Consider the following 12,935-nt stretch of genomic DNA (forward strand, 5'->3'; position numbering starts at 1 on the left):
CGCTCTCAGTTCACACCCCGCGGCCGGAACTGGATGCTGATCCGGGGTCCGGTCGCGCGCGTGGACTTGAGGATGGCGTGTTCCCAGGTCCGCTGGCAGGAGCCGCCCATCACGATGAGGTCGCCGTGCCCGAGCGGGCGCCGGATCGTCTCACCGCCGCCGCGTGGGCGCAGAGCCAGGTCGCGTGGCGCACCCACGGAGAGGATGGCGACCATGGTGTCCTCCCGCGCGCCGCGGCCGATCCTGTCCCCGTGCCAGGCCACGCTGTCCTTGCCGTCGCGGTAGTAGCAGAGGCCCGCCGTGACGAAGGGTTCCCGCAGTTCGGCGGCGTAATGGGCGGACAGTGCGGTGCGTGCCTCCTCGAGCACGGCGTGCGGGAGTGTCTCGTCGGCGCGGTAGTACGAAAGCAGACGCGGCACGTCGACCATGTGCTCGTACATCTGCCGACGCTCGGCATGCCACGGCACCTCGGCAGCCAGCTTCTCGAACAGGGTGTCGGCCCCGCTCAGCCACCCCGGCAGCAGGTCGATCCAGGCCCCTGCGCCGAGCAGGGTCCTTTGCAGCCCCTTGAGTGAGCCGAGCCGGATGTCGTCGGTCTGATCGAAGAGCGAGCCCTGGAGGTGCATGGCCATAGAGGCAGGGTACCCCTTCATTCGAAAATGTGTTCTGTTGTCGACCGCTCCCCGAAGGTCACCCTGTGAGCAGTTGTGTGCCTACGACGTTCAGCAGCGCCAGACGGTCGGCGTCCTCGGTGCCCGGCCGGGCCGTGTAGACCATGATGCGCAGGTCGCTGCCGGCGACGCCGAGGACGTCGCAGTCCAGGGTGAGGGCGCCGACGTGGGGGTGGTCGACGGTCTTGCGGGCGGCTTGGTGTTCCGCGACGGTGCCTGATTCCCACAGATCGTTGAAGCGGGTGCTGCGGCGGCGCAGTTCGGTGATCAGGGACTGCAGGTTCGGGTCGTCGGGGTAGCGGCCGGCGATGCGGCGCAGGTCGGCGACCTGCGCCGCTTGGAGAGCGCCCCTCGATTCGGGGGTGTGACGTACGCGGCCGTGCGGGTTGAGGAAGTTGCGCCAGACCGCGTTGAGGTCGTTGCCGTGCCATTCCCCCATGAGCGCCGTGTAGAGGGGGTTGGCGAGCAACTGGGTCCAGGCCGCGTCGAAGACGGCGACCGGTGTGCCGGTCAGCCGGTCGAGTATGCGGTGGACGCCGGGGGTGATGTGCCGTGGGATCGTGCCGGGACCCGGTGGGGCGAGGCGTGCCAGCCGGAAGAGGTGGTCCCGTTCGTCATGGGTGAGCCGCAGGGCGCGGGCGAGGGCTTCGACGATCTGGGGTGAGGGGTTGGTGGCGCGTCCTTGTTCCAGCCGGACGATGTAGTCGGCGGAGACCCCGGCCAGCTGGGACAACTCCTCACGGCGCAGTCCGGTGGCGCGCCTGCGCCCGCCTGTGGGCAGACCGACGGTCTCGGGCGAGACCTGATCGCGCCACTGGTGCAGGGCTGCGCCGAGTTCTGTGGTCGCCATGCCCTTGATTGTGGCAAGAGAGGCTCTTGTCTGTCCTGGTACTGCCGTTCCCATGAAGGTGGGTCTACTACCTGATCAGGTGTTTCCCGCCGACCGTGGAGGCATGAACGAAGCACAGGCGCCCGCAGGGCCCGTCGTGGGGTTCATCGGGCCTGGTGACCAGGGTCTGCCCATGGCCACCGCGATCGCCGAGGCGGGATTCCCCCTGCATCTCCGGGTCCGGCGTCCTGCCTCGCTGGACGGCCTCGGCAAGGTCCCCCACCAGCGGCACAACACGGTCGGTGAGCCGGCCGCAGCCTGCGCCATCGTCTGCCCACCTCCCCCGGTAACCCGGGCCGGCCGATGACGTGACGTGGCTGGTCCTGCGCGAACGCCGCAGTCGGGACCGCGGACGGTGCGGGCGGATCGCCCGGACCACCTCCAGCTACGGGAAGGTTCGCCTGCTCCCGGTTCGCCCGGACAGCCTGTTCGCCGTCGGCCCGGCCGGCGGCCGTCCTGCCGATATCCGGCTCGGTGCCTGAGTCGCGGAAGCCGCGGCGCCGGCGACCACCAACTCGGTGACGACCGGCCCGAGGCATGCACCCAGCGGTGCCGGACCCAAAACCCCAGCTCCACCGGGGCCTCACCAGGCCGCTCCGGCCTGCATCCGAAGGGAAAAGCATCATGAGCAAGCTCGCCCTCGTCACCGGCGCCACCTCCGGCATCGGCAAGGCATTTGCCGAACGCCTCGCCGCGGACGGCCACGACCTGATCATCGTCGGCCGCAACCGGGAGCGCCTCGAGGAGTTCGCCGCCGACCACACCGGTACCAAGGTCCGCACCGTCGTCGCCGACCTGTCCACCGACGACGGCGTCGACACCGTCGCCGAGATCTGTGCCGACGAGCCGCTGACCATGCTCGTGAACAACGCGGGTGTCGCCCACTACATGCCGCTGGCCGAGCTGCCGGCACACAGGGCCCGCGAACTCGTCCACGTCAAGGTCGTCGCGCCCACCATGCTCACCCGTGCCGCGGTCGCCGGCATGCAGGAGCGGGGCGAGGGCGCAATCGTCAACGTGGCCGGGATGATCGCTTTCAGCGGTCCCGCCGACAAGTCCGTCATGCCCCGCCGCGCCGTCTACGCCGGTTCCCTGGCCCACCTCGTCGCCATGTCCCAGACCCTCAGCGCCGAGCTGGAGGACACCGGCGTCCAGGTTCAGGTGCTGTGCCCCGGTGTCGTCGCCACCGAATTCCACACGCGCCAGGGACTCGACATGAGCGTGGTGCCCCGCATGAGCGCCGAGGACGTCGTCACCGCAGGGCTGCGCGGCCTCGAACTCGGCGAGGTCGTCTGCGCACCCGGCGTAGAGGACACCGCTCTCCTCGACGCCGTCTTCAGGGCGGATCTCGACGCCTTCGGCGGACAGAGCCCCGAACTCGCCTCCCGCTACCGGTCCAACTGAACGGTCCGGGGACGCCACGGGGCCCGGTCACACGGCCGGGCACCAACAGGCGGATTCCTCAAGGGATTCGCCGGCCGAGAGTCGGCAGCGGAAGGGGCCCCGCCACCGCGGCGGGGCCCCGGCGGTCAGTGCTCCTTCTGCGGGGTCGCCTCGCTGGGCCGTACGACCACGTATCCCTCGCCCTCCAGCTTCAGCTGGACCGCCTCGCCCGAACCGCCGCGCAGCATCGACCCGATGGACTGCGACCGGTGCAGCGACGTGTGCAGGTGAGCCGTCCAGCCCACCACAGCGTCGGTGTCGACGAAGACCGGATACTGCGACGTGACGGGTATGACGAGCGGATTGCCCTCGCAGATCAGGCCCAGCTTGCCGGACCCGGTGAACACGCTGTTGAACAGGCCGCCGCCGGCGATACCCGCGCCCTTCACGGTCTGGATCCGGTACGACAGGGTCGCGTCGAAGCAGAGCACGTTCCGCCCGTTGACGGTGAACTCGTCGCCCTGCTCGACGTCCACGACGAAACAGTTCTGCGCCTCGTGCGCGAACCACGCCTCGCCCTGGCCGCGCACCGCCATCAGCGGCAGCCCCTCACCGGTGACGGCCCGCTTGAGCATCCCGCCCACGCCCTGGCCCTTGCGTTCGAACTGCAGATTCCCGCGGAAGGCGACCATCGCCCCCTGCCGGGCCATCATCTCGCCATTCACGACGTACCGGATGGACTTGGCGTTCTGCACCGACATGCCGGGCGCGGAGGCCGGCTGGACCATGTGGTCACTGGAAAAGAGGTCACCCTTCATGCGGGCATCCTGTCCCGGAGGGACTCCCTCCGCCAAGATCGCCGATGTCCTGAAACGGCAACAACCCCGACCGGTGCCGGGAGCGCCCGGCGAGAACGGTCCTTCCGCCGCCCCGGCCTGACGAGTTCCTCACAAGTGTTCGTCAGGGTCGGAGCATGATCACAGCAATACGTGTGCCGGCGGGCGTCCTCGCCGTCTCGCTCCTGGTGACCGGGTGCGCACAGGGCGGCCACGCGACGGCGCCGCGCGCGGCGGCCGCCGAGGCGGTCCGGCAGACCTCCGTGCCCGCCCCCGCCCGTTCTGCCTCCACCGCGCCGAGCGAACTGCCCGGCCTCGGACCCGGGACCCTGGCCGAGGTCCCCTCCACCGCCCGGCAGGTCGTCGTGGTGACCGGAGAGGGCAAAGACTCCTCCGACGCCACCGTGGTGCTCCACGAGCGCACCGCCTCCGGCTGGCAGGCCGGCCGGGAGTGGCCCGCGCACAACGCCCTCAAGGGCTGGACCAGCCACCACACGGCGGGGGACCTGCACTCGCCGATCGGCGTCTTCTCCCTCACCGACGCAGGTGGACTGCTGCCCGACCCGGGCACCCGGCTGCCGTACGACCACTCGGGCGGCTTCGCGATCGTCGGCACCGGCTTCGAGGGCGAGTCCCTCTCCGGTTCGTTCGACTACGTGGTCGCGATCGACTACAACCGCAAGCCGGGCACCTCGCCGCGTGACTGGACCCGGCCCCTCGGAGCGGGCCGCGGCGGAGGCATCTGGTTCCACGTAGACCACGGCGGTCCCACCCACGCCTGCATCAGTCTGAAGAAGGCCGACATGAGAGCGCTGTTGCGAGCGCTGGATCCCGCCCGGCACCCGGTGGTCGTGATGGGCGACGCGGCGTCGCTCGCGCGCTGAAGCCTCGGCCGGGCGGCCCTGCACAAGGAGGTGAGGCGTACGTCAGCGTGTGGGAAGCCGCTCTCGCCGGCCCCTGTGCGGAACGCCGCACCCGGGGTCTGCCGTTCGGATCATGCCGGCGTCGATCGAAAGGCGCGGTCGCTCCCGGCCGACCTGATCCGGACGGCGGACCCTAGCATCGGCTGCGTGCGCGCATATGTAAGGGTCGTGGACGACGACAAGCAGCAGGCCGAGCCCATACGCCCAACGCGGCCACGGGAGCGGCAGACCGCGACCGTGGTCCACGGGGGTTCGACGGCCCGCGATGGGGCGGAGGCCGGTCCCTTCCCCTCGGTGCCACCCGCGTTCCGTGGCGGCCGTTCCCGCGGTGGGGACCTCCGGTGAGCCGGGACCTTCCGCTGCGCAAGAGCCTGCTCGTCCGGCTGATGGTGACCTCGGTGCTGGTCGCCGTCTGTTCGGTGGCGGCGACGGCGTGGCTGGCCGTGCAGACGACGACCCGGGCCATTCAGGAGGAGCAGGGGCAGGTACTCGCCGACGACACGGAGATCCTGCGGGAACTGAGCGGATACGCCGCCACCCACGCGGACTGGTCAGACGTGGGCAGGACCCTCCACACGCTGTCGGTGCGCACGGGGCGGCGCATCGCCCTGACGACGACCGAACGCGTGCCCGTCGCCGACTCCGCGTCCCGCCCCACCCCTCTGCCGCCCCGGGCCTCGGCCGTCGTGGACCCCTTGCGCACCGACACCTACTCGGAGCCCGGGGCACAGCTCAGCGGGATCGACCCCCGGGCCGTCGGACCCTTTCGGCTCACATCGAAGGAGCGGGCCCGGGTACACGCCCTCGCCCTGGTACGGCAGAAGTGCTTCCGTCGCGCGGGGTTCGAGACCACGGTGAAGACCTTGCCGAGCGGCCGGTCCGTGCTGACCGGTGAGGAGGCCGCGTCGGGCGACGGCTACGTCTCGTCCGAGTGCACCGACGGAAAGCTCAACACCCCCATGCCCGCCGAGCACAGGGCGCTGGCCGTCCTGACCGACCTGACGCAGGCATGCCTGGCGCGCACGGAGGCGCACCCGCCGCAGGTGTTCCTCTCGGTGGGCTTCTCCGTCAAGGGCGTCGAGCCCGACTACATCCGGGGCGGAAAGACCAGGACGGGACATCCCACGGCCGCCGACGCATCGACGGACAACTGCGTCATCGACTCCCGCAGGCAGCAGCTCGACCCCTACGTCGCCCCCGTGGCCGATCTCTTCCTGGGCAACGGCACCCTGCCGCGGTTCGACATGTCCTCCGGCAACAAGGCCAAGGTCGTCGGCGTCACCGGACTCGTGCTCGTGCTGACGGTGACCGTGACCGCGGTGGTCGCCACCCGGCTCGTACGGCCGCTGCGGGCCCTCACCCATGCCGCACAGCAGCCGCCGGAGCAGCACGTCCGGGTCCCCGTCACCACCCGGGACGAGACCGGCATCCTCGCCGAGGCGTTCAACGCGCTGACCGAACGCAGGGAGCGTCTGGAGGCGCAGCGCAAGGCGCTCGTCCACGACGTCGCCCATGAACTGCGCACTCCGCTGACCAACATCCGGGGCTGGCTGGAGGTGACACGCGACGGCGTCGTCGACCCGGACCCCGAACTGCTGGCCTCGCTCTACGAGGAGGCTCTGGTCCTTCAGCGTGTCATCGACGACCTGCAGGACCTGGCGGCCGCCGACGCCGGAACCCTGCGACTGCACCACGAACCCGTACGCGCGGACGACTTGCTCGCGCAGGTCGCCGCCGCGCACCGGGTCGCCGCCGACTCCGGAGGCGTCCACCTGGTCACCACCGTGGACGGCTGCCCGTGGCTGGACGCAGATCCGGTCCGCATGCGGCAGGCGGTCGGGAATCTGGTGTCCAACGCGATCCGCCACACCCCCGCCGACGGCACGATCACGCTCTCAGCGCGGGCCGACGGCGACCGGGTGGTCATCGAGGTGGCCGACACCGGCACCGGCATCGCGGCGCAGGATCTGCCGTACGTCTTCGACCGGTTCTGGCGCGCGGAGAAGTCCCGCAGCAGACGAACCGGCGGAAGCGGCCTCGGTCTGCCCATCGTTCGTCAACTCGCCGCCGCTCACGGCGGTACCGTCACCGCCGCGTCCGAGAAGGGCGTCGGTTCGGTCTTCACCCTGGTACTGCCCGGGATGGCGGCACCGGAGGACGGCTGAGACGTCAACAGCGCGGTACCCACTTCGCGTTGCGAAAGCTGATCGTCCCCGAAGAGGGGAACGATGTCCCCGGAGTCTCTATGCGGAGGACGGGAACGGATGACGGTGCTCGGTGTCGACATCGGTACGTCCAGCAGCAAAGGCGTGCTGGTCGGTGGGGACGGTACGGTTCTGGGCACCGCCGTGCGCCCGCATGCGGTAAGTCGGCCCCGGCCCGGCCACGTCGAGATGGACGCACGTGTCTGGTGGGACGAATTCATCGCGATGGCCCGCGAGTTGGTGACGCCGGGCACCCTCGTCGACGCGGTCGGCGTCAGTGGCATGGGCCCCTGCGTCGCCCTGGCCGACGAGACGGACGCACCGCTGCACCCGGCCGTCCTGTACGGCGTCGACACCCGTGCCACCGACCAGATCGCCCGGCTCGACGCCGAACTGGGCCGCGATGCCGTGCTCGGGCGCTGCGGTTCCCTGCTGTCCACCCAGGCGGTCGGCCCCAAGATCGTCTGGCTGGCCGAGCACCGCCCCGACGTCACCGCCCGTGCCCGGCGGCTGTACATGCCGAGCTCCTATCTCGTGCGGCAGCTCACCGGTGTCTACGTCCTCGACCACCACTCGGCCAGCCAGTCCGTGCCGCTGTACGACTCCCTGGGCCAGGAGTGGTACCGCCCCTGGGCGCGACGCATCGCGCCGGACATCGAACTGCCGCCCCTGCGCTGGCCGGGAGAGATCGCCGGCCGTGTCACCGCCGAGGCGTCCACCGCCACCGGGCTGCCCATCGGGGTTCCTGTCGTCACCGGCACCATCGACGCCTGGTCGGAGGCGCTGAGTGTGGGCGCGCAGGGCACCGGCGACCTGATGCTCATGTACGGCAGCACCATGTTCCTGATCAACACGGTGTCGGAGCGGCTGCTGGTGCCCCAACTGTGGAGCACCGTGGGGGCCTTGCCCGGAACGCGCAGTCTGGCGGGCGGCATGGCGACATCGGGGGTGATCACGGACTGGCTGCGGGACCTGCTCGGCGTCCCCGACCATCACGCGTTGCTCGCCGAGGCCGAGGCGTCCGGCCCGGGCGCGAAGGGCCTGCTGATGCTCCCGTACTTCGCGGGCGAGCGCACCCCGGTCGCCGACCCCGACGCCCGCGGGGTGATCGCGGGTCTGACGGTGGAGCACACCCGAGGTGATCTGTACCGCGCCGCGCTGGAGGCCAGCGCCTACGGCGTGCGGCACAACGTGGAGGCGATGCGTGCGGCGGGCGCCGACATCCGCCGGGTCGTCGCCGTCGGCGGGGGCACCCGGGGCGGTCTGTGGACCCGGATCGTCTCCGACGTCACCGGCCTGGAACAGGAGATCAGGACCGTCACGATCGGCGCGAGCTACGGAGCCGCGTTCCTCGCCGCCGCCGCGATCGCGGACGTCGACATCGACACCTGGAATCCGGTGCACGAGCGTGTTGTACCCGATGTGCGCCGGCGGTCCCGGTACGACGACCTGTACGGCCTCTATCTGCGGCTGTACCCGGCGACCCGGGACATCGGCCATGCGCTCGCCCGTCATCAGCGCGCCCTGGCCGAGGACCCACCGCGGTGAGAGCGTCGGGACGCACGGCCCCGCCGAGGTCGGTCGAGCGCGCGACGGACCTCGGCGGCGGACCGGCTCAGCCCTTGATCTCGGTCCAGGCCTGGACCCACTTGGCGTACGGCACGCACTTGATGTTCTCACGGCCGTCGAGGCACTGCTCGATCGGCGTCGTCCAGAACGCGATGTCCTTCCAGTAGCCCTCGTCGGTGGCGTGGAAGGTGTCGCAGAAGGCCGGGTCGCTGGTCTCGTCGCAGGACTTGATGTTGGCAGGCGCCTCACCGTAGTACTCGGCGACCTGGGCGTTGACCTTGGGCGAGATGATCCAGTCCATCCACTTGTAGGCGCAGTTGGGGTGCTTGGCCTTGGCGGAGATCATCCAGGTGTCGGACCAGCCGGTGGCGCCCTCCTGCGGAAGCACGGCCTTGACCTTGGCGCCCTCGCTCTCCGCGAGGTTGGCGATGACCTGCCAGGTCGTACCGATCACGGAGTCGCCGCTCTTGAAGGAGGAGATCTCCTTGAGGTAGTCGCTCCAGTACTCGCCGACGTCGGCGTGCTGCTTCTTCAGCAGATCGACGGCCGCGTCGAACTGCTCCTGGTCGAGCGCGTACGGATTCTCGATGTCCAGGCTCGGCCGGGTCTCGCGCAGATAGAGAGCGGCGTCCGCGATGTAGATCGGCGAGTCGTAGGCGGTGACCTGCCCCTTGTACTTCGACGCGTCGTCGAAGACCGCGGACCAGGACATGGGCGAGGGCGACACCTCCTTCGTGTTGTACATCAGCAGGTTCGCGCCACGGCCGTGCGGTATGCCGTACGCCTTGCCGTCGACGGAGTTCCAGCTCTGTTCCTTCAGCCCGAAGAACACGTCCTCGTAGTTGGGCACCAGATCCGTGTTCACCGGGGCCACCTCGCCGGAGGCGATGAGCCGGAGCGATGCGTCGCCGGACGCGGAGAGCGCGTCGTAGGAGCCCGACTTCATCAGCTTCACCATCTCGTCCGAGCTGGCCGCCACCTTGTTGTGGACCTGGCACCCCGTCCGCTTCTCGAAGGGGGTGACCCAGTCGGCCTTCGGGTCGGAGGAACCGTCCTCCACGTATCCCGCCCAGGAGACCAGATTGACCTGCCCCTCCGTCGGACCGAGCTTCGACTGTGCCTCGATGTCCGGTGGGTTGAAGCCGGATGAGGAGGACGACGTGCTCGACTCGGCGAACATGCCGCAGGCGCCCACGAGGAGCAGGGAGCAGACGGCGGCCGTCGCTTTGAAGGATCTGTACAGGCGCAAGGGAATCTCCACGAAGTGGGGAAGTGGGGGGAATCGGGGGGCAGAGTCGTGACGGCCGATGCCTGGGGGGCGTCGGACGTGCAGGATGCGACCCGGGTCAGGGCGCGGCGGTGCCGTGAACGGCACCCGGTATCGGACGGCGTGGTGACCGAGGTGGTCTTCGTGCGCCGCGGATCAAAGCGGCGTACGAGGGCGTGGCTCCTGGTCGACGGGTGGATCGGCCGATTCACCCGGGGTCCGCTCGGGGACGGGTGGCGTCTCCGGGCGGTCGGCGTGGCCCACACCATACGGAGGGTTGCATGTCGGTTCAACTTCGGTCTGTGGAAAGGGAGTTGACGGAGCGTCAAGATGCGGTGAAGCGATCGAGGCGTATACGGTCGCGGTCATGTCCGACTCCCTGCACCAGCCCGGATCCTCGCCCTGTCTGGTTCCGTACTCCGTGCCGACGGGCACGAGCACGGCCGCGAGAGACGGCGGCCGCCGCACAGGGGCGGCCACGGCGACACTCGACCCGGCCACGGAGGCCGGCGTCGCGGCCCGGGTGCGCCGGACCCTGGAGGCCGTCTTCGACACCGTCGCCCACACCCGGGCCGACACCGCGGCGCTGCTGACCCGGATCGCCGCCCAGGGCCGTGGCCCCGTGAGCGCCGATCTCGCGGCGCTGCGACCGGGCCTTCATCTCCACCTGGCACGGCAGGAGCTGGTCTCCGGTGTCGGATTCATCGCGGCACCGGGGCTGCTCGGTGATGTGCCGGCGTGGCTGGAGTGGTGGCAGACCGGCTCCGACGGTGCCGTACGGCCGCTGATGCTCGATCTGGATCCACGGCAGTCCGCCTACTCCGACTACACGCACTGGGACTGGTTCGCCCTGCCGCGGGACACCGGACGCCGTGCGGTCGCAGGGCCGTACGTCGACTACCTCTGCTCCGACGAGTACAGCCTCACCCTGTCCGCGCCCGTCCATATACAGGGCCGTTTCGCGGGGGTCGCCGCGGCGGACGTGTATCTGCGGCACTTCGAGGCCGCCGTGATTCCCCTTCTTCAGGGGTTGCCCGGCCCGGCCTACCTGGTCAACGCCCGCGGTCGCGTCGCCGCCTCGGCCGATCCGGCCCATCTGGTCGGCTCGCTCACCAAGGGACCCGACTTCGGTGCGCTGCTGGCCGAGGGACGGCCCGGCCGCCACGACGGGCTGCGCCTGGTCCCCTGCGACGACATCCCGCTCGTGCTCGTCGTGGCGGGCGACTGAGCGACGTTCTGTTCTGCCCCACCCGGGGGCGCGCCGAGATCCGGCACGCCGATCACCGGCACCCGAGCCGTGCCCCGACTACCGGCATCACAGGTGGATCGGTGATAGTGAACCCGGAATAAATAGATGTACGAGGCAGTCAGGAAGCCCGTGGACACGAGTGAGAGCACGACCGACGACAAGACGGCCCCGGACGACGGTGCGCCGGACGAGCAGGAGAGACAGAGCAAGGGCTGGCGCCGCTGGGCGATGGACACCCGGCCGCTGCGCCGCCCGGCCTTTCGCCGCCTGTGGTCCTCGACGATCGTGACATCCGTCGGCAGCCAGCTCACCGCGGTCGCCGTCCCCAAGCAGATCTACGACATCACGCACTCCTCCGCATGGGTCGGCTATGCGAGCCTCGCCGGTCTGCTGCCCCTGACGGTCTTCGCTCTCTGGGGCGGCGCGATCGCCGACCGGATGGACCGCCGCAAGCTGCTGCTGCTCACCAACCTGGGCCTGGCCGTGACGTCGGTGCTCTTCTGGGTCCAGGCCGCCATCGGCCTCGACTCGGTGCTCACCCTGGTGGTGCTGCTCGCGCTCCAACAGGCCTTCTTCGGCCTCAACTCGCCGGCTCGCAGTGCGTCCATCGCCCGGCTGGTGCCGCCGGAGGAACTCCCGGCGGCCAACGCGCTCGGTTCCACCGTCATGCAGACCGGTCTGGTGGCGGGCCCCCTCCTCGCCGGCGCCCTCATCCCGGTGATCGGGCTGTCCGAGCTCTACCTGATCGACGCCCTGGCCCTGTGCGTGACCTTGTGGGCGGTCGCCCGGCTGCCCGCCATGCCGCCGCTGACCGCGGCGGCGAAGGCCACCACGGGATGGCAGTCGGTAGCGGAGGGATTCCGCTACATCTCGGTCCACAAGGTCCTGCTGCTCTCCTTCCTCGCCGACATCATCGCCATGGTGTTCGGCATGCCCCGCGCGCTGTTCCCGCAGCTCGCCGCCCAGACCTATGCGCCCTACGGCGAAGGCCTGGCGCTCGGTCTGCTCTTCGCGGCGATCCCGATCGGCGCCGTGCTCGGTGGTCTGATGTCCGGCACGTTCTCCCGGGCCCGTCGCCACGGCCTGATGGTCATCGCCGCCGTCATCGCCTGGGGAGCGGCCGTCACCGGCCTCGGGCTCAGCACGAACCTCTGGGTGGCCGTCGCCTTTCTGGCCGCCGCCGGAGTCGCCGACATGGTTTCCATGGTTTTCCGCGGCGCCATTCTGCTGTCCGCGGCGACCGACGAGATGCGCGGCCGAATGCAGGGCGTCTTCACGGTCGTCGTCGCCGGCGGACCGCGCCTGGCGGACGTGCTGCACGGCACGGTCGGCTCGGCCGCCGGCGTCCGTGCGGCCATCGCAGGCGGCGGTCTGATGGTCATCGCGGCCACCCTTGTCCTGGCCCTGGCCACCCCGGCCCTGCGCGAATACCGCATCTGACCGAGCCCCCTCGGCCCGGCCCGTGCGGGGGCGCCCACCAGCACCGGAATTCCCCCGAGAAAATCGGAATCAAGATTCCCGGAGAAATTCTCCAGGAGCCTTTCCAATTCAACGGGGGTATGGTCATGGCATGAATACGGCGAGCCTTGTAGTACTGGCTGTATCGCAAGAACAACTCAACGTGTTCTTCGCCTTTATCGGCGGCATGGTGGTAGCCGGAGCGTTGATCTGGGCCGTCCGGCTCGGGATGGACGTAAGGGACCGCGAACCGGCACCCCCCAGCCCCGAGGAGCAGCCCCGTCTGCCCGAGGGCGGAGCGGTCCATGAGGAACGAGAGGTGCGGGAACCCAGAGAGGTGCCGCGCGCGTCGCAGGAGAGCGAACGGCTCATGCCGTACCAGCTCCACCATGCGGCCAGCCAGCGCTGCGAGAACCAGAAGCGCAAGCGGTGGCTGCCGGGGTCCAGCGGCGCGTTCGGCAGCGGAGGCCCCGGTCACGTCTGAAC

At 70.1% G+C, this 12,935-nt stretch carries 12 protein-coding genes; 8 read left to right on the forward strand and 4 right to left on the reverse strand.

Features of this window, described 5'->3' with window-relative positions; genetic code table 11:
- Positions 1-5 precede the first annotated feature (5 nt).
- Positions 6-632, reverse strand: a complete 627-nt coding sequence (locus RCR19_RS36300) for an alpha-ketoglutarate-dependent dioxygenase AlkB (RefSeq protein WP_331268990.1) — start codon at positions 630-632, stop codon at positions 6-8.
- A gap of 58 nt (positions 633-690) precedes the next feature.
- On the reverse strand, positions 691-1,521 hold the full coding sequence (locus RCR19_RS36305) for a helix-turn-helix transcriptional regulator (protein WP_331268991.1): 831 nt from the start codon (positions 1,519-1,521) through the stop codon (positions 691-693).
- A 103-nt stretch (positions 1,522-1,624) separates the two neighbouring features.
- On the opposite strand from RCR19_RS36305, the gene RCR19_RS36310 reads away from it, so the two are divergent.
- Together RCR19_RS36310 and RCR19_RS36315 are read left to right on the forward strand one after the other, a co-directional pair.
- Positions 1,625-1,867 carry a hypothetical protein gene (locus RCR19_RS36310; RefSeq protein WP_331268992.1) on the forward strand — a complete coding sequence of 81 codons (243 nt, stop codon included), beginning with the start codon at positions 1,625-1,627 and terminating at the stop codon, positions 1,865-1,867.
- A gap of 317 nt (positions 1,868-2,184) precedes the next feature.
- Complete coding sequence (locus tag RCR19_RS36315; protein ID WP_331268993.1) at positions 2,185-2,964, forward strand: SDR family NAD(P)-dependent oxidoreductase; 780 nt, start codon at positions 2,185-2,187, stop codon at positions 2,962-2,964.
- Between the two features lie 125 nt (positions 2,965-3,089).
- On the opposite strand, the gene RCR19_RS36320 is transcribed toward RCR19_RS36315, so the two are convergent.
- On the reverse strand, positions 3,090-3,761 hold the full coding sequence (locus RCR19_RS36320) for an AIM24 family protein (RefSeq protein ID WP_331268994.1): 672 nt from the start codon (positions 3,759-3,761) through the stop codon (positions 3,090-3,092).
- 155 nt (positions 3,762-3,916) lie between these two features.
- On the opposite strand from RCR19_RS36320, the gene RCR19_RS36325 reads away from it, so the two are divergent.
- The 3 genes from RCR19_RS36325 (at position 3,917) to RCR19_RS36335 (ending at position 8,454) form a co-directional block, all read left to right on the forward strand.
- On the forward strand, positions 3,917-4,663 hold the full coding sequence (locus RCR19_RS36325; RefSeq protein WP_331268995.1) for a L,D-transpeptidase family protein: 747 nt from the start codon (positions 3,917-3,919) through the stop codon (positions 4,661-4,663).
- Between the two features lie 380 nt (positions 4,664-5,043).
- Positions 5,044-6,867, forward strand: a complete 1,824-nt coding sequence (locus RCR19_RS36330) for a HAMP domain-containing sensor histidine kinase (RefSeq protein WP_331268996.1) — start codon at positions 5,044-5,046, stop codon at positions 6,865-6,867.
- Positions 6,868-6,966: 99 nt separating this feature from the next.
- A complete protein-coding gene (locus tag RCR19_RS36335; RefSeq protein WP_331268997.1) occupies positions 6,967-8,454 on the forward strand; it encodes an FGGY family carbohydrate kinase in 1,488 nt (495 codons plus the stop codon).
- A gap of 67 nt (positions 8,455-8,521) precedes the next feature.
- Here the strand turns inward: RCR19_RS36335 and RCR19_RS36340 are convergent, their stop codons facing one another.
- Positions 8,522-9,724, reverse strand: a complete 1,203-nt coding sequence (locus RCR19_RS36340) for an ABC transporter substrate-binding protein (protein WP_331268998.1) — start codon at positions 9,722-9,724, stop codon at positions 8,522-8,524.
- A 385-nt stretch (positions 9,725-10,109) separates the two neighbouring features.
- On the opposite strand from RCR19_RS36340, the gene RCR19_RS36345 reads away from it, so the two are divergent.
- The 3 genes from RCR19_RS36345 (at position 10,110) to RCR19_RS36355 (ending at position 12,933) form a co-directional block, all read left to right on the forward strand.
- Entirely contained in the window at positions 10,110-10,970 is an 861-nt protein-coding gene (locus tag RCR19_RS36345; RefSeq protein WP_331268999.1) for a cache domain-containing protein, read from the forward strand.
- Positions 10,971-11,096: 126 nt separating this feature from the next.
- Entirely contained in the window at positions 11,097-12,431 is a 1,335-nt protein-coding gene (locus RCR19_RS36350) for an MFS transporter (protein ID WP_331269000.1), read from the forward strand.
- A 130-nt stretch (positions 12,432-12,561) separates the two neighbouring features.
- On the forward strand, positions 12,562-12,933 hold the full coding sequence (locus tag RCR19_RS36355; protein ID WP_331269001.1) for a DUF6479 family protein: 372 nt from the start codon (positions 12,562-12,564) through the stop codon (positions 12,931-12,933).
- The last annotated feature ends 2 nt before the right edge of the window (positions 12,934-12,935 follow it).

Source organism: Streptomyces sp. WAC07094, from assembly GCF_036320405.1.
GTDB classification, from domain to species: domain Bacteria; phylum Actinomycetota; class Actinomycetes; order Streptomycetales; family Streptomycetaceae; genus Streptomyces; species Streptomyces lannensis.